The organism is Micromonospora marincola (genome assembly GCF_056150385.1).
In genome coordinates, this window is record NZ_JAXCFT010000001.1 from 376,317 (window position 1) to 395,588 (window position 19,272).

18 protein-coding genes are annotated in these 19,272 nt (G+C 72.5%); 13 read left to right on the forward strand and 5 right to left on the reverse strand.

Annotated elements, in window-relative coordinates:
• Positions 1-123 precede the first annotated feature (123 nt).
• A complete protein-coding gene (locus SM450_RS01815; RefSeq protein WP_474617872.1) occupies positions 124-1,269 on the forward strand; it encodes a glycosyltransferase family 4 protein in 1,146 nt (381 codons plus the stop codon).
• A gap of 63 nt (positions 1,270-1,332) precedes the next feature.
• Positions 1,333-2,424 (forward strand): mannose-1-phosphate guanylyltransferase, encoded by a 1,092-nt coding sequence (locus SM450_RS01820; protein ID WP_474617873.1) that lies wholly within the window; start codon positions 1,333-1,335, stop codon positions 2,422-2,424.
• A 32-nt stretch (positions 2,425-2,456) separates the two neighbouring features.
• Here SM450_RS01820 and SM450_RS01825 read toward each other — a convergent pair whose 3' ends face one another.
• The gene (locus SM450_RS01825) at positions 2,457-3,035 is read right to left on the reverse strand and encodes an NUDIX hydrolase (RefSeq protein ID WP_474617874.1); all 579 of its coding nucleotides are present in this window, start codon (positions 3,033-3,035) and stop codon (positions 2,457-2,459) included.
• Between the two features lie 274 nt (positions 3,036-3,309).
• On the opposite strand from SM450_RS01825, the gene SM450_RS01830 reads away from it, so the two are divergent.
• The gene (locus SM450_RS01830) at positions 3,310-4,308 is read left to right on the forward strand and encodes an ArsR/SmtB family transcription factor (RefSeq protein ID WP_474617875.1); all 999 of its coding nucleotides are present in this window, start codon (positions 3,310-3,312) and stop codon (positions 4,306-4,308) included.
• 18 nt (positions 4,309-4,326) lie between these two features.
• Here the strand turns inward: SM450_RS01830 and SM450_RS01835 are convergent, their stop codons facing one another.
• Both SM450_RS01835 and cofD read right to left on the reverse strand, forming a co-directional pair.
• Positions 4,327-5,412: a coenzyme F420-0:L-glutamate ligase gene (locus SM450_RS01835; protein WP_474617876.1), complete on the reverse strand. Its 1,086-nt coding sequence runs from the start codon at positions 5,410-5,412 to the stop codon at positions 4,327-4,329.
• Positions 5,409-6,356: a 2-phospho-L-lactate transferase gene (gene cofD / locus SM450_RS01840; RefSeq protein ID WP_474617877.1), complete on the reverse strand. Its 948-nt coding sequence runs from the start codon at positions 6,354-6,356 to the stop codon at positions 5,409-5,411. Before cofD ends, SM450_RS01835 begins: the two co-directional genes overlap by 4 nt.
• A gap of 99 nt (positions 6,357-6,455) precedes the next feature.
• Between cofD and SM450_RS01845 the strand changes: the two genes are divergently transcribed.
• From SM450_RS01845 to SM450_RS01870, 6 genes are all read left to right on the forward strand, one after another.
• On the forward strand, positions 6,456-7,499 hold the full coding sequence (locus SM450_RS01845) for a hypothetical protein (RefSeq protein ID WP_474617878.1): 1,044 nt from the start codon (positions 6,456-6,458) through the stop codon (positions 7,497-7,499).
• A 141-nt stretch (positions 7,500-7,640) separates the two neighbouring features.
• A complete protein-coding gene (locus tag SM450_RS01850) occupies positions 7,641-10,208 on the forward strand; it encodes a bifunctional FO biosynthesis protein CofGH (protein ID WP_474617879.1) in 2,568 nt (855 codons plus the stop codon).
• A 150-nt stretch (positions 10,209-10,358) separates the two neighbouring features.
• Positions 10,359-10,649: a hypothetical protein gene (locus SM450_RS01855; protein WP_282286905.1), complete on the forward strand. Its 291-nt coding sequence runs from the start codon at positions 10,359-10,361 to the stop codon at positions 10,647-10,649.
• A gap of 72 nt (positions 10,650-10,721) precedes the next feature.
• The gene (locus SM450_RS01860; protein WP_474617880.1) at positions 10,722-12,119 is read left to right on the forward strand and encodes a DUF4331 domain-containing protein; all 1,398 of its coding nucleotides are present in this window, start codon (positions 10,722-10,724) and stop codon (positions 12,117-12,119) included.
• Positions 12,120-12,131: 12 nt separating this feature from the next.
• Positions 12,132-12,476 (forward strand): phospholipase, encoded by a 345-nt coding sequence (locus tag SM450_RS01865; RefSeq protein ID WP_474617881.1) that lies wholly within the window; start codon positions 12,132-12,134, stop codon positions 12,474-12,476.
• Positions 12,477-12,936: 460 nt separating this feature from the next.
• Positions 12,937-13,197, forward strand: a complete 261-nt coding sequence (locus tag SM450_RS01870; RefSeq protein WP_013284161.1) for a WhiB family transcriptional regulator — start codon at positions 12,937-12,939, stop codon at positions 13,195-13,197.
• A 55-nt stretch (positions 13,198-13,252) separates the two neighbouring features.
• Here SM450_RS01870 and SM450_RS01875 read toward each other — a convergent pair whose 3' ends face one another.
• Positions 13,253-13,702, reverse strand: coding sequence for a metallopeptidase family protein (locus tag SM450_RS01875; RefSeq protein ID WP_018787548.1), 450 nt, complete (start codon positions 13,700-13,702; stop codon positions 13,253-13,255).
• 156 nt (positions 13,703-13,858) lie between these two features.
• Here SM450_RS01875 and SM450_RS01880 point away from each other — a divergent pair, with 156 nt between their 5' ends.
• The 4 genes from SM450_RS01880 to SM450_RS01895 are packed head-to-tail and all read left to right on the forward strand — an operon-like array spanning position 13,859 to position 16,425.
• The gene (locus SM450_RS01880; protein ID WP_474617882.1) at positions 13,859-14,227 is read left to right on the forward strand and encodes a DUF3499 domain-containing protein; all 369 of its coding nucleotides are present in this window, start codon (positions 13,859-13,861) and stop codon (positions 14,225-14,227) included.
• A 56-nt stretch (positions 14,228-14,283) separates the two neighbouring features.
• Positions 14,284-15,540, forward strand: a complete 1,257-nt coding sequence (locus tag SM450_RS01885) for a GNAT family N-acetyltransferase (protein WP_474617883.1) — start codon at positions 14,284-14,286, stop codon at positions 15,538-15,540.
• Complete coding sequence (locus tag SM450_RS01890; protein ID WP_474617884.1) at positions 15,518-15,760, forward strand: zf-HC2 domain-containing protein; 243 nt, start codon at positions 15,518-15,520, stop codon at positions 15,758-15,760. Before SM450_RS01885 ends, SM450_RS01890 begins: the two co-directional genes overlap by 23 nt.
• Positions 15,757-16,425: a hypothetical protein gene (locus tag SM450_RS01895; protein ID WP_474617885.1), complete on the forward strand. Its 669-nt coding sequence runs from the start codon at positions 15,757-15,759 to the stop codon at positions 16,423-16,425. The genes SM450_RS01890 and SM450_RS01895 overlap by 4 nt, the downstream gene beginning before the upstream one ends.
• On the opposite strand, the gene SM450_RS01900 is transcribed toward SM450_RS01895, so the two are convergent.
• Positions 16,426-19,248 carry a hypothetical protein gene (locus SM450_RS01900; protein WP_474617886.1) on the reverse strand — a complete coding sequence of 941 codons (2,823 nt, stop codon included), beginning with the start codon at positions 19,246-19,248 and terminating at the stop codon, positions 16,426-16,428. It lies immediately after the preceding gene.
• Between the last annotated feature and the right edge of the window lie 24 nt (positions 19,249-19,272).

Here is a 19,272-nt window from a genome sequence, read left to right on the forward strand (position 1 = left end):
CGTACTCGATGACAACGACAAGTCGGCGTACCGTCGGGTCGCAGTCAGCGTGGGACACCCGGTCCGGCGTAGGCTTGCCGACAGTGTTGTTCCCCACAAACGCGCCACCTGAGGAGTCGCCCTGTGACCGCCGGTCGCCCGCCCCGCGTTCTCATCGACGCCACGAGTGTCCCCGCCGATCGCGGTGGCGTCGGTAGATACGTCGACGGCCTGCTCGGCGCGCTCGGCCGGGTCTGCGGCGACGGCGTCGACCTGGCCGTGGTGAGCCTCCGCACCGACCTGGAGCGCTACACCCGCATGCTGCCCGGCGCCGAGATCATCCCCGCGCCGGCGGCGGTGGCGCACCGCCCGGCGCGGCTCGCCTGGGAGCAGACCGGCCTGCCGTTGCTGGCCCAGCAGGTAAACGCGGAGGTGCTGCACTCACCGTTCTACACCTGTCCGCTCCGGGCCGGGTGTCCGGTGACGGTCACCGTGCACGACGCGACGTTCTTCACCGAGCCGGAGCACTACGACAAGTCGCGCCGGACGTTCTTCCGCAGCGCGATCAAGACCTCGCTGCGTCGCGCGGCCCGGGTGATCGTGCCGAGCAAGGCCACCCGGGACGAGCTGATCCGACTGCTGGACGCCGATCCGACCCGGATCGACGTGGCCTATCACGGCGTCGACCAGGCCGCGTTCCACGCGCCTGGCGACGAGGAGAAGGCCCGGGTCCGGGCCCGGCTGGGGCTGGGCGACAACAGCTATGTCGCGTTCCTCGGGGCCAAGGAGCCGCGCAAGAACGTACCCAATCTGATCCGTGGCTGGGCCCGGGCGGTGGCCGACCGGCCGAACCCGCCGGTGCTCGTGGTCGCCGGCGGCCAGGGGCACGACGACGACATCGACCGCGCGGTGGCCGAGGTGCCGTCGCACCTGCGGCTGCTCCGCCCGGGTTACCTGCGCTACGCCGACCTGCCCGGTTTCCTCGGCGGTGCGCTCGTCGCCGCCTACCCGTCGTACGGCGAGGGCTTCGGGCTGCCGATCCTGGAGGCGATGGCGTGCGCCGCGCCGGTGCTCACCACGCCCCGGCTCTCCCTGCCCGAGGTGGGTGGCGACGCGGTGGCGTACACAAGTGAGGACCCGGACCAGATCGCCGCCGACCTGGGCGCCCTGCTCGACGACGAGCAGCGGCGGCTCTCCCTGGCGAAGGCCGGTTTCGATCGGGCCAAGGAGTTCACCTGGGAGTCAAGCGCGGAAGTGCACATTGCCGCCTGGCGGCGGGCGCGTTCCTGAGCGTCCGCTGCGGATCCCCGGCGACGGCCGTGGTGGCTCGCCCGCTTCGGGCATGATGTGCTGATGTTCTACGCCGTCATCCCGGCGGGCGGCAGCGGCACAAGGTTGTGGCCGCTGTCCCGCGCGGGCCATCCCAAGTTCCTCCACCCGCTGACCGGCACCCCCGCCTCGCTGTTGCAGGCCACGGTCGACCGGTTGGCGCCGCTGACCACACCGGAGCGCACGCTCGTGGTCACCGGGGCCGCGCACGCCGCGGCGGTGGCCCGGCAACTGGCTGGCCTGCCGGAGGAGAACGTTCTGGTCGAGCCGTCGCCGCGGGATTCCTGCGCGGCCATCGCGCTTGCCGCCGCGGTGATCGCCGAGCGTGCCCCGGCCGCGGTGATGGGCTCGTTCGCCGCCGACCACCTGATCGGCGACCCGGCCGGCTGGGCCGAGGTGGTGCGGCAGGCGATCGGCGGCGCCGAGCAGGGGCTGCTGATGACTGTGGGCATCACCCCGACCAGGCCGGAGACCGGCTACGGCTACCTGGAGACCGGCGACCCGGTGGGCGACGGGCCGCTGCGTCCGGTACGCGAGTTCAAGGAGAAGCCCGCCGCCGAGGTGGCGGAGGTCTATGTCCGCTCCGGCCGGCATCTCTGGAACGCCGGCATGTTCGTGTGGCGGGTGGACGTCTTCCTGGCCGAGCTGGCCCGGCAGCAGCCGGCGCTGCACGCGGGGATCACCGCCATCGCGGCGGCCTGGGGCACCCCGGAACAGGACGACGTGCTCGGCACGGTGTGGCCGACGCTGCCGAAGATCTCGGTGGACTACGCGGTGATGGAGGGCGCGGCGACCGCCGGTCGGGTGGCGACCGTGCCGGGTGACTTCGGCTGGAACGATGTCGGCGACTTCGACACCCTCGGTGAGGTGCTGCCGACCGACGACGACGGCAACGTGGTGCTCGGCGGCGACGCGAAGCCGGGGGTGCTGCTGCACGACACCTCCGGGACCGTGGTGGTGCCGCACTCGGGCCGCCTCGTTGCCACGGTCGGCGTGCACGACCTGATCGTGGTGGACACTCCGGACGCGGTGCTTGTCTGCCCCCGCGACCGGGCGCAGGACGTGAAGAAGATCGTCGACCAGCTCAAGGAACGCGGCGAGGAGGGCCTGATCTGAGCCCTCCGGGCCCGTCGGGCCGCCGGTGTGCGTCAGCCGGCGGCGCGGCGGGCCAGGGCGGCAAGCGCCGGCTCCACCAGGTGGGCGGTGCCGTGTGCCAGCGGCTCGGGCAGCTCGTCGGGCGGGAACCAGCCGAGCGCCTCGGACTCGTCGCTGACCCGTTCCGTCGCTCCCGCCGGGGCGAACACCGCGTACCGGACGTCGTAGTGCAGCGAGCCGCCCTGGCAGGCGACCGGGTGGATGTCGACGTCGATCGGTTCGGGATCGAGCGTCAGGCCGACGATCCCGGATTCCTCGGTGGCCTCGCGCAGGGCGGCTGCCGCAAGCGTCAGGTCGCCGGGCTCGCAGTGCCCGCCGAGCTGCACCCATCGACGGAACTTGCCGTGCAGGCAGAGCAGCACCCGGTCGCCTGTGGAGTCGAGGACCAGCGCGCTCGCGGTGACGTGCCCCGGCCGGTGTGCGCGGCTCATCGCCACCGGCCCGTCGGCAAGCAGCGTCAGCGTCCGGTCCCGGTTCGCGGCGGCGGCCGGGCTGGTCGCCGTCCAGCGGCTCAGCGTCGCGCTGGCGTCGGCGTGCAGGTCGGCGTACGCGGTGCGGGAGGTGTCGGGCATCCGCACACTGTACGAGCTCGGTGGCTCGGAAGAGTGAGGCCGGACGGCACCCCTGCGGAGCGATCCGCAGACCCTCGTGGTGCCGTCCGGCCATGCCCGTCGGCCGGCGACCGGGTCGGCAACGCGCCCCGGCGTCGGCGGGCAAGGGAGAGTTTGCCGAACCGGTGCGCCAAGCGTCGAGGTCTTTCACGTCACGCTTAAAAATGGAGATCAGTGCCGGCGGGTAAAGTGCGAGGGGTGGCAGGCACCTCCGCCGTCCACCCGGGAGCGCTCCATGTTGAAGATCATATTCTCGCGCGAGGACATTCTGCGGACGCGGGTCGCCCCGGCCGCGGACCCGCTGTGGGAACTGGTTCTCAGCCTGCACCTGCTCCAGGGGCGCAGCCGTGACCCGCTGTCGACCACCTGGCGACGCGGCGTGGCGCGCGGCCTGCGGACCGACACCGGCGCCGAACGCTACCGGTTGCTCCTCGCGCTCAACCCGCCGCGTGGCTACTTTCCCGACTTCCTCACCCCGTCCGCCAGCCGGGACGGTTTCGAGGCCGGGCTGGAAGCGGTCCGCGGCACCCCGCTCGGCAGGCTGCGCCGCGACCTGACCGTCCTCGCCGGAGAGAACTCGCTGCCGTCCTCGGCGAATGCGCTGGCCCGGGGCGAGTCCGAGGTGTTGCAGGACCTCACCGACACCATGGCGCGTTATCAGGAGCTGGCGGTCACCCCGTACTGGGCGCGGGTCCAGGCCGCCGTCGAGGCCGACCGGTCACGGCGTGCGCGGGCCATGCTCGACGGTGGCGCCGAAGGGCTGCTGGCCAGCCTGCGACCCACCATGCGGTGGGCCGACGGGGCGCTTGAGGTGCTCGACTACCCGGACACCCGGGAACTGCACCTGGACGGTCGGGGCCTGCTGCTCGTCCCGTCGTTCTTCTGCACCGGCAACCCGGTGGCGCTGCTCGACCCGAGCCTGCCCCCGGTGCTTGTCTATCCGGTCGACCGGCTCGGCGGCCTCACCCCCGAGACCGGCGGCAGCCGGGACGGCGCAGCCGCCCAGCGCGAGGCGCTCGCCGCGCTGCTGGGCCGCACCCGCGCGGCGGTGCTCCAGGTCGCCGACGAGGGTTGCACCACAGGCGAGATGGCTCGGCGGCTGCGCATCTCCGCCGCCGCGGCCAGCCAGCACACCTCCGTGCTGCGCAACGCCGGGCTGCTGGTCAGCCACCGCGACCGCAACACCGTGCTGCACACGCTGACGCCGCTGGGCCGCGCCGTCCTCGACGCCTGACCGACACCGCTCGGCGGGTCAGAGCGCCAGCGTGGCGCTTGCCGTACTGCCGGCCGGGGGCGGCAGCAGGACCGACCCGACGCCCTCGGCGGCAAGCGCGGTGCGCAGGCGTTGCATGTCGCCGCCGAACCGGACCAGGTCCGCCGGATCGACAGGGGTCGGCGCCGCGCCGAGCACCAGGCCCGTGGCGGCGGCCGGCCAGCCGGGCACGGTGGCGGCGAATCCGGCACGTACCTCCTCGTCGGTGACGTGGGTGAAGACGGTGCCGGGGGCGACCGCGTCGGCGACCGCGGCGATCGCCCGTTCCACCGCGGCCGGGTCGGCCGGGGCCGGACCTGTCACGTCGGGCAGGGTGGCCGCCGCCCGCAGGCCGTCGGCCCGCGCCTCGGCCGTACCAAGCGAGAAGAGGTCGAGCGAAGCGTCCCGCACGAGGGTCCGGGCGCCCTCGTCGTCGTCCCGGGTCGCGGTGAGGTAACCGCGGACGACGGCGACGGGCACCTGGTCGCACTTGCCCTTGATCAGCTCGCCGGCGGCGGCGAGTTCGTCGACGACTGCCATCTGGGTGAGATGCAGCTCGTTGCCGTACGGGTCGACCTCGCCGCGGTGGTCGCGGATCGCCGGCATGCCGGCCACCCCGAGCGCCACGTCGGTGAGCCCGTTGCGCCACGGGCGACCCATGGTGTCGCTGACGACGACTGCGACGTCGAGGCCGTACCGGTCGCGCAGCGCCGCCCGCAACGCGCGGGCCGAGGCGTCCGGATCCACCGGGAGCAGCACCAGCCGGGTCTTGTCCACGTTCGACGCGTCGATGCCGGCGGAGGCCATCACGAACCCGTGGTGGGTCTGCACGATCCGGGTCGCGCCCCGGGTGGCGACCACCCGGGCGGTCTCGGTGGCCAGCACCCGGTCCCGCTCGGCGAGGCGTTCCGGACCGTCCGCCGGCACGTCGACAAGCCGGCCCTCCGCCTTCGAGACGATCTTGCTGGTGACCACGAGCACGTCGCCGTCGCGCAGCCAGGGGGCCGCGCCGGCGATCAGCGCCGCCAGATCGTCGCCCTCGGTCACGTGGCCGATGCCCGGCACCGGCAGGATCTCCAGCTTCACGTCAACTCCAGCGCGGCGCGCACCATCGCGGCGGTAGCCGCCTCGTCGGTCATCCGCAGCGGCGCCGCGCGGACCACCACGCCCGGCACCACGGCGCCCTCGTCCTCCTCGGCGACCAGCCAGCCGTCGAGCAGGCCCCCGGCGGAGCGGGCGCCGTAGAGGCCACCCACGCCGGCCGCGCTGCACTCGACGCCGAGCACGGCCAGGCAACGGTCGGCCATGCCGCGTACCGGCGCACCGCCGATGATCGGCGACACCCCGATCACCGGCGCGGGGCCGCCGGCCACCGCGTCGCGCAGGCCGGGCACGGCCAGGACCGGCGCGACGCTCACCACCGGGTTGCTCGGCGCGATCAGCACCACGTCCGCGGCGGCGATCGCCTCGACCACGCCCGGGGCCGGCTTCGCCGACTCCGCGCCCACGAAGACGAACCGGTGCGTCGGTACGTCGGCCCGGTAGCGCACCCACCACTCCTGGAAGTGGATCGCCCGCTGCCCCTGCTCGTCCGAGATGACCGCGTGGGTCTCCAGTCGCTCGTCGGTGGCCGGCAGCAGGCGTACGCCGGGCTGCCAGCGGGTGGCAAGCGCCTCGGTGACCTGGGACAGCGGATAGCCGGCGTTGAGCATCGTGGTGCGGACCAGATGGGTGGCGAGATCCTTGTCGCCGAGGCCGAACCAGCTCGGCTCCGCGCCGTACGCCGCCAACTCGGCCTTGACCGTCCAGGTCTCGCCCGCCCGGCCCCAGCCACGCTCCGGGTCGGCGCCGTCGCCGAGCGTGTAGAGCACGCTGTCCAGGTCGGGGCAGACCTTCAACCCGTGCAGCAGGAGATCGTCGCCGACGTTGACCACGGCGGTCACCTCGGCGCCCACCTCCCGGGCGTACGCCCGGACGCCGAGCAGGAAGCGGGCGCCCCCGATGCCGCCGGTCAGTACCACGATGCGCATGACGTCCATCCTTCCGCACGTGCCGCCGTCGATCGCCCGGTGGCCGGAGAGACTAGGCTCACTTCGCCAACTGTCCGCTTTCGTCCCCTGGGGGAGTCCGTGACCAGCCCCGCCGAGCCCGCGTCCGGTGATGCCGCGCAGGCCAGCCAACTGACCAAGCCGCTGCGCGAACTGGCCGCGCTCGTCCTGCTCGGCGCGAACGCCGTGCTGCTCTTCGTCGGCCTGCTGCGCCTGCTGGTGCCGGTCGACGACTACAGCACGTTCGGCGGCCGGGCCGGCAGCACCTTCTACGCCTTCGTCGGCCTGGAGTCGACGGTCCTGCCACTGCTCGCCGTCCTGCTCGCCACGCACATCCGCCCGACGCTTGCGAAGGCGAAACTGATCACCCTGGTGGCGCTGATCGAGTACGGCGTCTCCGCCGTCTTCGGGGTGCTGACGTTCCTGATCTGGCTGCTCGGCCGGCTCGCCGACGGTGAGGTGCTCGACGCGTTCCTCGGGCTGCTCACCCGGGCCGCCTGGCTGGCGATCTTCGCGGTCGCCGCGTACGTGGTGTTCAAAATCTGGCGCACGCTCTACTACGTGCCGAGGCCCAAGCCGCAGCCCGGCGTCTACGGCCAGGCCCAGCCGGGCTGGCCGCAGCAGCCCGGCCAGCCCGGCGGCTACCCGGCTCCGGGCGGTTACCCGCCGGCCGGTGTGCCCCCGCAGCCCGGTCACCCCTCGGCGGGTTACCCGCAGGCCGGCGCGCCGCAGCCCGGTTGGCCGCAGGCCGGCCCGTACGGCCAGCCGCAGTCCGCGCCGCCGTTCAACACCGCCCCGCCGCACGCCCCGCAGTCGGCACCGCCGTTCGGGTCCCCGCAGCCCGGCGGCCCGCAGGCCGGTCCGCAGTTCGGCGGCCCGCAGCCCGGCTCGCCGTTCGACGGTCCGCAGTTCGGTGCCCCGCCGGCTGGATCCCAGCCCGGTGCCCCGTCGGCCGGGTCCCAGCCCGGCTCGACGCCGTCGGCGCCGCCGTTCGGCCAGCCGCCGTCGGCCGACCCGACCCAGACGATCCCGCGCCAGCCCGGGGAGCCGGGCCAGCCGGCGTCCCCGACCGACGACGAGCGCACCCAGCGCTTCGACCGCGAGGACCCGAACCAGCCCCGATGAGCCAGCGGGCGGCGGGCGGCGGCCTTCCCGCTGCTCGCCCGCTGCTCCGCCGCGCGGGGTGTTAAGCGGGGGCCCCTCCTCTACCGAATGCGTTAAGAAGGGGCCCCTCCTTGCCCCTGAGCGAGCGCATAGGCTGGGGGGATGGGTGATCACGGTGGGCGCGTTCCGAATGAGGCCGGGGTCCGGCGGGCGCTCGGCCGCGCCGCCACCGGGCGGGCGCTTGACGTGGGTGAGGCGGCGGCGCTGCTCACCGCGCGGGGGGCGGCGCTTGACGAACTGCTCCGCGTCGCCTCTGACGTCCGCGACGCCGGGCTGCGGGACGCCGGCCGGCCGGGCGTGGTCACGTACTCCAAGAAGGTCTTCGTGCCGTTGACCCGGCTCTGCCGGGACCGCTGCCACTACTGCACGTTCGCCACCGTGCCGCACCGGCTGCCCGCCGCCTACCTGGAGCGCGACGAGGTGCTGGCGATCGCCCGCGAGGGCGCCGCGCAGGGCTGCAAGGAGGCGCTGTTCACGCTCGGCGACCGTCCGGAGGAGCGGTGGCCGGCGGCCCGGCGGTGGCTGGACGAGCGGGGATACGACTCGACGCTCGACTACCTGCGCGCGTGCGCGGTGGCGGTGCTTGAGGAGACCGGCCTGCTGCCGCACCTGAACCCGGGCGTGCTCTCCTGGTCGGAGTTGCAGCGGCTCAAGCCGGTCGCGCCGAGCATGGGCATGATGCTGGAGACCACCGCGACCCGGCTCTGGTCGGAGCCGGGCGGCCCGCACTTCGGCTCGCCGGACAAGGAGCCCGCGGTGCGGCTGCGGGTGCTCGACGACGCCGGCCGGGTCGGCGTGCCGTTCACCACAGGCATCCTGATCGGCATCGGCGAGAACCTCACCGAGCGGGTCGACGCGCTCTTCGCGATCCGCCGGGCGATGCGGGAGTACGGCCACCTCCAGGAGGTGATCGTGCAGAACTTCCGCGCCAAGCCGGACACCGCGATGCGCGGCATGCCGGACGCGGAGCTGCACGACCTGGCCGCCACCGTGGCGGTGGCCCGGCTGCTGCTCGGCCCGAGGGCACGTATCCAGGCGCCGCCGAACCTCATCGCCGGCGAGTACGACCTGCTGCTGCGCGCCGGCATCGACGACTGGGGCGGGGTTTCGCCTGTCACGCCCGACCACGTCAACCCGGAGCGGCCCTGGCCGCACCTGGACGAGTTGGCCGCGCGTACGGCGAGCGCCGGGTTCACGCTGCGCGAGCGGTTGACCGTCTACCCGGAGTACGTCCGGGCCGGCGACCCGTGGCTTGATCCGCGCCTGCTGCCGCACGTCACCGCGCTCGCCGACCCGGCCACCGGGCTGGCGGTGGAGGAGGCCCGTCCGGTGGGGCGGCCCTGGCAGGAGCCGGAGGAGGTCTTCGGCGGCCGGACCGACCTGCACGCCACCATCGACGTCACCGGCCGCACCGAGGACCGTCGGGGCGACTTCGACAGCGTCTACGGCGACTGGTCCGAGGTGGCCGGCAAGGTGACGGCGGAGGCGCTCGCGGTGCGCGCCGGCGTACCCGCGACCGGTGGCGCGGACGGGACCGGCGCGGACGGGACCGGCGGCGCGGACGGCGACCTGCGCGCGGGCCTGCGGCTGGCGGCGGACGACCCGGCCGCGTTGCTGGCGCCGGCGCACGAGGCGAAGGCGCTGGCGTTGTTCGGCGCGGACGGGCCGGCGCTTGACGAGCTGTGCCGGATCGCCGACGACGTGCGCCGGGACGCGGTCGGCGACGACGTGACGTACGTGGTGAACCGGAACATCAACTTCACGAACGTCTGCTACGTGGGTTGCCGGTTCTGCGCGTTCGCCCAGCGGGAGAGCGACGCCGACGCGTTCCGGCTCTCCCTGGAGCAGGTGGCCGACCGGGCGGAGGAGGCGTGGGCGGCCGGCGCCACCGAGGTCTGCCTCCAGGGCGGCATCGACCCGAAGATGCCTGTCACCGGCTACGCCGACATCGTCCGCGCGATCAAGGCGCGGGTGCCGGGGATGCACGTGCACGCGTTCTCGCCGATGGAGATCGTCACCGCCGCGGCGAAGGCCGGCGTGCCGGTGCGGGAGTGGCTGGGCCGCCTGCGCGAGGCCGGCCTGGACACCATCCCGGGCACCGCCGCCGAGATCCTCGACGACGACGTGCGCTGGGTGCTCACCAAGGGCAAACTGCCGGCCTCCGCCTGGGTCGAGGTGGTCAGCACGGCCCACGAGCTGGGCATCCGGTCCAGCTCCACGATGATGTACGGGCACGTCGACCACCCCGGCCAGTGGCTGGCCCACTTCCGGGTGCTGGCCGGGGTGCAGGACCGCACCGGCGGCTTCACCGAGTTCGTGGCGCTGCCCTTCGTGCACACCAACGCGCCGATCTACCTGGCCGGGATCGCCCGTCCGGGGCCGACCTGGCGGGAGAACCGGGTGGTGCACGCGATGGCCCGGTTGCTGCTGCACGGCCGGATTGACAACATCCAGTGCTCCTGGGTGAAGCTCGGCGACACCGGCACGGTGGAGATGCTGCGAGGTGGCTGCAACGACCTCGGCGGCACGCTGATGGAGGAGACCATCTCCCGGATGGCCGGCTCGGGCAACGGTTCGGCGCGTACCGAGGAGCAGTTGCGGGGGATCGCGACGGCGGCCGGGCGGCCGTTCCGCAAGCGGACGACCGCGTACGGTCACGTCGGCGCCTGACGTCGAACCTTTTTCCGCCCCGCGCCGTACCTGTGGATGCCGGCGGCGGTTGCGGCGAGGACCGCCGCCGGTGACCCCAGCCCGGGGACCCGGCGGCGTCCGGGTGCCCGGCCCCCGCGGTGCTACGGCGCCGGTCCGGAAAGGTTGCCGATGAGCACTGACGAGACCACCGACGCGCCCAAGCGGCGGACCTGGCCGCGGTTGACGCGCCGGCAGACGCTTACCGCCGCGGCGAGCGCCACGCTCGGCGCGGCTGCCCTCACCGTGCCGGGCCTGTCCGCCGCCCAGAACTCCCCCTCGGCGAGCCGGCGGGACGAACCGATCGTGGTCCATCTCCGGGACGCCGCCACCGGCACGATGGACGTCTTCGTCGGCACGACCCGGGTCCAGGTACGCGACCGTGGCCTGGCCGACCGTCTGGTGCGCGCCGCCCGCCGCTGATCCCGCTCGCTCCCGGCGCGGGCTCCCGGCGCCGGTCCGACTCACGTCCCCCCGACGAAGGTTTGGTCCGCCATGTCCTCTCACCGCGAGGCCCCGGAAATCGCCAAGGATCCGGTCGCCGACAGCTCCGACCTGTACGCGTTCGTCAGCCCGAGCCGACCGGACACGGTCACGTTGATCGCCAACTACGTGCCGGTGCAGCTTCCGTCCGGTGGTCCCAACTTCTTCGAGTTCGGCGACGACGTCCGGTACGAGATCCACGTCGACAACGACGGCGACGGCTACCCGGACGTCACCTACCGGTTCGAATTCACCACCGAGATCACGAATCAGAACAGCTTTCTCTACAACACCGGCCCGATCGAGTCGCTCGACAGCAAGAACTGGAACCGGCGGCAGTTCTACAAGCTGACCCGGGTGGCGGACGGCCGCGAGCACGTGCTTGCGAACAAGCTGCCCTGCCCGCCGTGCAACGTCGGCCCGCTGTCCACGCCGAACTACCAGAACCTGGTGCGGCAGGCCACGTTCAAGCTGTCCACCGGGGAGAAGGTCTTCGCCGGCCAGCGGGCCGACGGCTTCTTCGTGGACCTGGGCGCGGTGTTCGACCTGGGTACGCTGCGGCCGTTCCAGCAGTTGCACGTGGCCGGCAAGAAGCTGTTCAAGACCGAGGGCGAGCCGGTCAACGCGCTGGACCGGCTGAACGTGCACAGCATCGCCGTCCAGGTGCCGTTGAGCAAGGTCCGCCGCAAGGCGAGTCGGTACGGCTACGCCGACCGCGCGTCCACCATCGGCGTCTGGACCAGCGCGTCCCGCCAGCAGGTCCGGGTGCTCGGGGACCGGGTGTCGGCGGACACCGCCACCGGCCCCTTCGTCCAGGTGTCACGACTCGGCAACCCGTTGTTCAACGAGGTGATCGTGCCGATGTCCAAGAAGGACCTATGGAACACGCTGCCGCCGTCGGACGACAAGCGGTTCGCCGGGTTCGTCGAGCGGCCCGAGCTGGCCGCGTTGCTGCCGGCGCTCTATCCGGGCGTGTTCGCGAACCTGGACGCGTTGAACAAGGCGAAGAAGCCGCGTGCCGACCTGGTGGCGATCCTGCTCACCGGCGTACCGGCCGGGCTGATCGACGGCTTCGCCAACACCACCGGCGACACGCAGGCCGACATGCTGCGGTTGAACACGGCGATCCGCCCCAGCGCCAAGCCGGACCGGTTCGGGGTGCTCGGCGGCGACCTGGCCGGCTTCCCGAACGGCCGGCGGGTCGGTGACGACGTGGTGACGATCGCGCTGCGGGCGATCGCCGGGCTCACCGTGCCGCTTGTGGACAAGACGTTCAAGCCGGACGCCGCGGCGGCGGCCGTCACGCCGGGCCTGGACGCCACCGACGTGACCGCGCCGTTCCTCGCCGACTTCCCGTTCCTCGGCACGCCGTACGACGGGTTCAACAACCCGCCGGCGAAGAAGTCCTGACGGGAGCGCGGGATGCACAGGCACCGGCACCACGACCTCGGCCCGTCGTTCAGCGGCACCGTCATGCTCGACCTCGGTGGCGACACCGGCGCGCTCATCATTCACACCGGGCGGGACCTGCACGGGCGTGAGATCGAGATCAGCCGCGCGGACCGGGACGGCCCGCGGACCCACTCCGCCGTGCGGGAGCGGCATGTCCAGGACGGCGTGTTCCACAGTGCGGTCTATCCGGATTTGGAAGCGGGCGTTTATACCGTCTGGTGGGACGAGGACACGCCGGCCGGCGCGATTTCCGTCGCCGGCGGGTCGATCGCCGAGTTCGCCTGGCCGACCAGCTCACCGGCCAGAAACGACTGATCGGCCGCTCCGTGTACCCGTCGCGCCCCGTCCACATGTTGGACGGGGCGCGATCGGCGTTGACCGGCTCGACGAGCGGCGCCCAGTCGGGCGCGTTACCCTTTGCCCCACCATTGGTGATCTTGGGGCGACGGCCGGCAGGGGGTGTCCGGTCGGCCCGCCTGTAGTGCGCCACGGCAGAAAACTTGGGGCAACTCGCCGGGAGGGGCGTTACTCGTCCGGGGTCTGAATCGATAGGGCAGGTTGCGAGGCTACGGGCGACCGCAGCGGTCGTCCCGGTCGTGTCGGGAGGGCGACTCCATTATCAAGTTTGGCTTGACGGCGCACGCATTACACGCGTGTAATTTGAATGGGGTTGTTCGCACGGAACACATCAAATGGGGCCCGTACGGACACGCACGCCTTTCGCGTGGGGGGTTGCAGCGGCGAATGACGCCGGTGCGCGACAAGGAGGCAATTGATGGACGGCCAGCTCGAGGTGGCCGACCTGCTCGGGAACGCGCCGGAGTGGCAGGAGCGGGCGCTCTGCTCGCAGACCGACCCGGAGGCGTTCTTTCCCGAGAAGGGCGGCTCGACCCGCGAGGCGAAGCGCATCTGCTCGCGGTGTGAAGTCAAGACGGAATGTCTGGAGTACGCGCTCGGCCACGACGAGCGGTTCGGGATCTGGGGCGGCCTCTCCGAACGGGAGCGGCGCAAGCTCAAGCGGCGCGTCGCCGCCTGACCCGCGTACGGGCCGGGGCGGTTGGGGGCCGCCCGGTCCGTGGGGTCGACGTGGGTCAGGCCAGCTCGTCGGGGTCGACCCCGAGCAGGTTCGCCACCTGCTCGATGATCACGTCGTGCACGAGATCCGCCAGGTCCTCCCGGTCCATCGCGCGGAACTCAAGTGGCCGCCGGTAGAGCACGATGCGCGGCGGCACCTCCTGCCGGCCGGGGCGGCCCGGCAGGAGCCGGGCGAGCGGCACCTCGCCGTCCTCCAGCACGTCCGAGTCGTAGACGTTCAAATCCGGCGGGACGTCCTCGACGGCGAACTCCACCCCGGCCAGTTCCTTGGCGAACCGGCGTTCGAGCGTCTCCACGGTGTCGAGCACCAGGTCGTCGAAGACCTCCGCCTTGGTCCGGGCCAGCGGCACCGTGGCCGGCACCAGCCGCCCGCGCAGCCCCCGACCGTGCCGGTCGCGATGGGTGCGCCGGCCGGAGCCGGGGCGGCGGTTCTGCGGGCTCGTCATGACCGACAGGGTAGCCCGGTGACCGGGCCGGTTCGCCGTCGCGCGGCTCGACCGGCGTGCCGGTGCGCCGAGACGGACAGATTGTGATCACCATGACGGGCGTGTCGTAACGCGAAGCGGTGCGCCGAACCCGGTAATGGGGATACCCTGCCGCACGTGAGGTCACCACGGCGCTGCTCCCGTAACGGCTGCCCCCGGCAAGCGGTCGCCACATTGACCTATGTCTACAACGAGTCGACGGCGGTTGTGGGCCCGCTCGCGGCGTTCGCCGAGCCGCACACGTACGACCTGTGTGAGCAGCACGCCCGCAGCCTAACCGCCCCGCGCGGCTGGGACGTGGTGCGGCACGAGGGCGAGTTCGAGCCGCCGCCGCCCACCACCGACGACCTCGTCGCGCTGGCCGAGGCGGTCCGGGAGGCCGCCCGTCCGGCCCCACCCCGTCCGCCCGAGGGCGACCAGTCCAAGCCCCAGGCCCCCCAACAGGGCCGCCGGGGTCATCTTCGGGTGATCCCGCCCAACCACTGACACCCGGTCCCCCGGGCCCCTTGCGGGGTGAGTCGTCCGGGGCCGAGGATGTGGGGATGATCCCGCCGACCGTCGACGCGGCCCTCGGGCGGATCCACCTGCGTGACCTGTCGATGGAGCCGGACCCCACCCTGCTGCGGCAGGCATACCGGGAGGTGCTCCAGCCCAGCTTCACGTCGGAGCAGATGGTGACCTTCGATTCCATCGCCGGGTCCGACGCGACGTGGGTCGCAGTCGCCGTGCACGACGGCACTCCCGTCGGTGTCATCGTGACCGACCCCTTCGAGCGGGTGCTGCTGCTGAGCTATCTGGCGGTCCGGCCCGGCCTGCGGGGGAGCGGGGTCGGCGCGGTCCTGCTCGACCACGTGTTGCCGGCCTGGTGGCGCCGCTCCGGAGCCGACGTGGTGCTCGCCGAGGTCGAGGATCCCCGCGCACACGCCGCCGGTGACTTCGGCGACCCCGCCGCCCGGCTGCGCTTCTACAAGCGCGCCGGCTTCGGCCTGCTGCCCGTCCCCTTCGTCCAACCGCGGGTACGCGACGACGCGCCACGGGAACGCGGCATGCTCCTCGCCGTCCGTCCGAGTGGCGCGGCGATCCCCCAGGACCTGGTCCGGTCGTTCGTCGTCGACTACTACGAGGACGCCGAAGGGCCGGACGTCCATGACGATCCCGAGTTCGCCGCCCTGCTGGCGGCCGTCGAACGGCAGCCGCCCGCACTGACCCCGTTGACCACCGACCGGTACGCGGAGATACCGACCCTCGACGTGGCGGGCGAACTGCTCCACCGGGACTACCCGGCGACCGCCGCCGCACTTGACCTGTTGGCCACCGACGACCGCGCCGGGGCCGTGCTCGACACCGTCTGGGCGCGGGTGCTGGCCCGGCTCGCCGGTGGGGAACAGCTACCCCGGCCACGGGTCGCCGTGCTTACCGAACTGCTCGACGCGCTGTCGGACGACGGGCTGCTCTTCGTGTCGGCGGATCCGGCCGACGGGTCCGTGCTCCAGTGGTGGTTCGCCGGCGAGGACGACCCGTGGGCCGGGTGGTGGCGCACGGACCCGCCGGACTGGGCCGACGACATGCCGCTGAAGCACCTGGTCGCGCAGGCCGTCCGGCGGTTGCCCCCGCTGCCACGGGTCGCCCTCATCCTGGCCGACGTGCTCGGCGTCACGCCCGCCGAGTCGGCCGCCCTCGTCGGGTGTGCGGAGCAGGAATACCAGGAACTCGTCGGCGCCGCCCGCGCCGAGGTGGTCGCCCTCATCGACAAGCGACTCGACGGGAAGGAGGAGGATGGACGCCTTCCTGCGCTGTGACCGGGTGGTGACGCTCACCGCCCGGCTGGCCGACGGCACCGTGGCCACGGACTCCCGGGAACTGGTGGAGATGCACCTGCTGACCTGCCCGTCCTGCCTTCAGCACGTCCGCAAGGCACAACTCGTCCGGAGCAGCCTCGCCGCGCTGCCCGGCCGGCACGTCCCGGAACACCTGGTCGCCCTGACGCCGGGATCCACCGCGGAGGATGCCCCGTCGTGACGTACTACAAGTTCCTCGGCGCGGGACGGGTCGGGCCCTTCTCCGGCCACGTCTGGTCCACCGACTGGCTGGAGGCGCCCGAGGTCTCTCCGTGCCACCGTGGGCTGCACGCCTGCCGGGTCACGGACCTGCCCTACTGGTTGCACGACGAACTGTGGTCGATCGAGTTCGACGGACCGGTCACCGTGGTGGGCCGCAAGGTCGTCGGGCGACGTGCCCGGTTGGCGGATCGCGTGGGCGAATGGAACCCCGACACGTCGGCCGCGTTCGCCCGGGCATGCGTGGGACGGACGGCCGGGCACGCCGCCGCCGAGTGCGGCGACCTCGACGACGGTCCCCTGGCCGAGGCGGCCGAACGGCTGCTGGCGTCACCGGCCGGCGGGTCTCCCGCCGGTCCGGACCCGCTCACCGGCCTGCGTGAGCTGGCGCTGCGCCGGCAGGAGACGGCGGCGCGGGCCGGTCGACAATCGGCTGCCCTGGTGTGCGGCTACCTCGCCGACGCGGTCGAGATGGCCACCGCCTACCCGGCCCCCGCGCTCGGCTATGTCGCGGCACGGGCAGCGCAGGCCCGCCGCCTCGACCCGGGCGGTGACCGCCACGACGAGGAGCGACGCTGGCAGGCCGGCTGGCTGGTCGACCGCCTCCGGCTGACCACAGGCGACTGATCAGCCCCGCAGTGCCTCGGTGAGCCGGTCGATGGTGTCGAGCTCGACGTCGGCGTCCAGGTCCAGCCGTTCCACCACATCACCCCAGTAGTCGGTGAAGGCACCTCTGCGCTGGTACAGCTCATTCGGCCGCGGCCCACGCGGAAAGAGCGTGGCGGCAAGCGCCGGACCCTCCCCGTCGAGGAGCGACACGTCCGGCACCTCGCCGGCGGTCGGCTCGACCAGAGCCGCCAGAATGTCCGGGAAGGAGCGATGCCCGGCCCACCCGGGCACCCGGCCGGCCGCCCGTGTCGCCATCTCCTCGTAGAACTGGCTTGTGTACTCGTCCGGAGCGCTGACCGCGGGATCGAGCGAGTTGGCCATGCGGTGGAACACGAAGGCCCGCTTGACCGCCTGCCCGTACTCCCGCGCGGCGGCGACCGGATCGGTGTCGCGCAACAGGTCGGCAAGCAGCCGGTGCACGTACGCTAGCAACTCCGAGTCGACCTCGCCCGCCTCCGCCACCCGGCGGATCATCCCGCTCGACAGGCGGCACCGGGCCGCGGCCGACCCGTGGTCACCCGCCGCGTACGCGACCTCCGCCCACTCGAAGTAGAGCCAGGCGACCATCCAGTCGTCGTCGAGGTCGGCGAACTCCGACTCCAACTGCCGGTAGGTCCGCTCGGCGTCGGCGAACCGATTGTCGTACCAGAAGGTGTGGGCGGTGAACAGCCGCAGGTAGAGCCACGCCCGACGGAAGACCCCCTCGGCCTCCGGCGAGCGCCCCGGAGCCTGCCAGCCGTGGCCCACCCCGCAAAGCTCGCCCACCGTACGCAGGGCGTGGCGAGCCTCCGTCCAATGGGCACCCGCCGGTTTGTCCGGCCCGGTCGGATAGTTCGCATGGAAGCGGCGGACCTCGTCGAGCAGGTCCCGATCCATGTCGGTCTGAGCCGCCCGCCGCCAGTTCTCCAGCAGTTGGTGGCAGAACGCGAAGTCCACGTACAGGCCCCACCACCAGAACGCCTCCAGGAACAGCACGACGAACTGTGCCCGGGTCAGGTCCCGGTCGCCGGACAACTGGGCGGAGTGGTACATCCATTCGGTCTCGTGCATCTGCCACACGGCGTCCTCGTACTTGAACCAGGACCCGTACGGCGTTTCCGTCTTCGCCTCGATCTCGGTGATCTGGCGGTAGTAGTAGCCGGCCGCCCGGCTGTGGATGCGCGTCCACCGGTCCGGCGTGAACCGCCGGACCGCCTCGGACATCGCGGGCCGGATGAAGTCGTGCAGGCGGAACCGCCCGGCGACCGACAGCGGATCGAGCAGACCGAGCCGTTCGATCTGCCGTACGGCGTTGCTCACCTGCTCCGGACCGACCGGGGGATCCTCGCTGCCGAGCAGGTCGACGAGCATCGGCACGTCGAAGCTGTTCAACAGCGACGCCACCTCGGCCACCCGCCACACGTTCGGGTTCCGGTCGGGTTGGATCACCTCGCGGACCAGCCGGTCGAGTTGCGGGTCACCGCCCTCGGAGAGGTCGATGAGCATCTCCCGGAGACGGCCCGGGACCAGCGCCTCGTCGAGGTGGGCGCTGATGAACTGGCGGACGAGCCGGAGCCCGTACGGATGGCCACCGGTGAACTTCGTGACCGCCTGCGCGAGGCCGATCCCGGCCCGGTCGCCGAAGTGGTACGTCAGGTAGGAGTGCGCCTCGGCCACCGTGAACCTCGGGAGTTCCTCGATGAGGTCCGGATCCAGGACCGGACGGCCGTGCTCGGCATATTCGCGCGGCACAAGCGACAACACCACAGCGGTGTCCGGCAGGCGTCGGGCGAGCCGCACGAACCACTGTCCCACCGCGTCGTCGATGAGCGTCTCGAAGCCGTCGAGGATGAGGATCGCCCGCCGGCCGGCCAGGAAGGTGCGCCAGTCGGTGAGGAAGGCGTCGTCGACCCGCCGCTGGGCCCGACTCAGCCGTTCGATGGCGCTTTCCTTCGGCCCCTTCACGTTGACGTCGAACTGGGCATTGGAGATGGCGCCCCAGGACTTCGCGACGAACGTGTTGTTCATCGTCACGTTCGTTGCACGCGGCACCCCCTCCTTGGCGACGACGAAGGTGCCGAACTGCCCGATCACGTCCTGCACCAGGTCGCCGAGGAACTGCGCCGACTTGTCCAGGAGCAGCGCGGCGACGGCAGGCGTGACCGCGAACCCGTACTGGCCACTGTAGGCGTCGCTGAGCCCGTACAACTCCGCCGACTCGTGTGGCCGCATCGGCATCAGCACCGCGTCCGGGAACTCCCGCTGTACGGCGTCGCGCAGCATGGTCAGGAACGAGGTCTTACCCATGCCGTGCCCACCGACCACCGCGAAGGTTCCGCGGCCGGATGCCCGAATGCCACCCAGCACCGTACGCAGCTGATCGCCGCGGTCGATCAGACCGTCGACCACCCGGATGGCGGGTTCGGTGGCGACGACGCCTCCCTGCGCCGGGGCCGGCTCGGGAGGCGACGTCGACGTGACAGGCGTCCTGGTCGCCTGGATATCCTCGATCACACCGCCGCTCGTGGCGCGGAACGTGCTGGCGCCCTCACCGGAGAGGGTCACCCTGCGGATCCGTCCGCCGAGGCGGGCCGTGAAGACGTGCCCCAACCGGCTGGGGGAGAGCTGGCCGCCGGTGCCGGCGGAGAGCGATGCGACGGCTGCCACGAAGCTGCCGACACCGGCCAGCCAGCTGGCCACCTCCACGCCACGCAGACCCCAGACGATCGCGATGATCGCGAGGCCGAGTGCCGAAGCGGCGGCGGCCAGGGTGCGCAGCTTTCGAGATGTCGAAGAGGGCATGCCGACACTGTGGGACACGACAAG

What these genes read in the sequence shown, in the direction of transcription:
- SM450_RS01820 (WP_474617873.1), top strand. Translation starts at nt 1,333, where the DNA reads ATGTTCTACGCCGTCATCCCGGCGGGCGGCAGCGGCACAAGGTTGTGG.
- SM450_RS01825 (WP_474617874.1), bottom strand. Translation starts at nt 3,035, where the DNA reads ATGCCCGACACCTCCCGCACCGCGTACGCCGACCTGCACGCCGACGCC.
- SM450_RS01830 (WP_474617875.1), top strand. Translation starts at nt 3,310, where the DNA reads ATGTTGAAGATCATATTCTCGCGCGAGGACATTCTGCGGACGCGGGTC.
- cofD (WP_474617877.1), bottom strand. Translation starts at nt 6,356, where the DNA reads ATGCGCATCGTGGTACTGACCGGCGGCATCGGGGGCGCCCGCTTCCTG.
- SM450_RS01850 (WP_474617879.1), top strand. Translation starts at nt 7,641, where the DNA reads ATGGGTGATCACGGTGGGCGCGTTCCGAATGAGGCCGGGGTCCGGCGG.
- SM450_RS01855 (WP_282286905.1), top strand. Translation starts at nt 10,359, where the DNA reads ATGAGCACTGACGAGACCACCGACGCGCCCAAGCGGCGGACCTGGCCG.
- SM450_RS01860 (WP_474617880.1), top strand. Translation starts at nt 10,722, where the DNA reads ATGTCCTCTCACCGCGAGGCCCCGGAAATCGCCAAGGATCCGGTCGCC.
- SM450_RS01865 (WP_474617881.1), top strand. Translation starts at nt 12,132, where the DNA reads ATGCACAGGCACCGGCACCACGACCTCGGCCCGTCGTTCAGCGGCACC.
- SM450_RS01870 (WP_013284161.1), top strand. Translation starts at nt 12,937, where the DNA reads ATGGACGGCCAGCTCGAGGTGGCCGACCTGCTCGGGAACGCGCCGGAG.
- SM450_RS01875 (WP_018787548.1), bottom strand. Translation starts at nt 13,702, where the DNA reads ATGACGAGCCCGCAGAACCGCCGCCCCGGCTCCGGCCGGCGCACCCAT.
- SM450_RS01885 (WP_474617883.1), top strand. Translation starts at nt 14,284, where the DNA reads ATGATCCCGCCGACCGTCGACGCGGCCCTCGGGCGGATCCACCTGCGT.
- SM450_RS01890 (WP_474617884.1), top strand. Translation starts at nt 15,518, where the DNA reads ATGGACGCCTTCCTGCGCTGTGACCGGGTGGTGACGCTCACCGCCCGG.
- SM450_RS01900 (WP_474617886.1), bottom strand. Translation starts at nt 19,248, where the DNA reads ATGCCCTCTTCGACATCTCGAAAGCTGCGCACCCTGGCCGCCGCCGCT.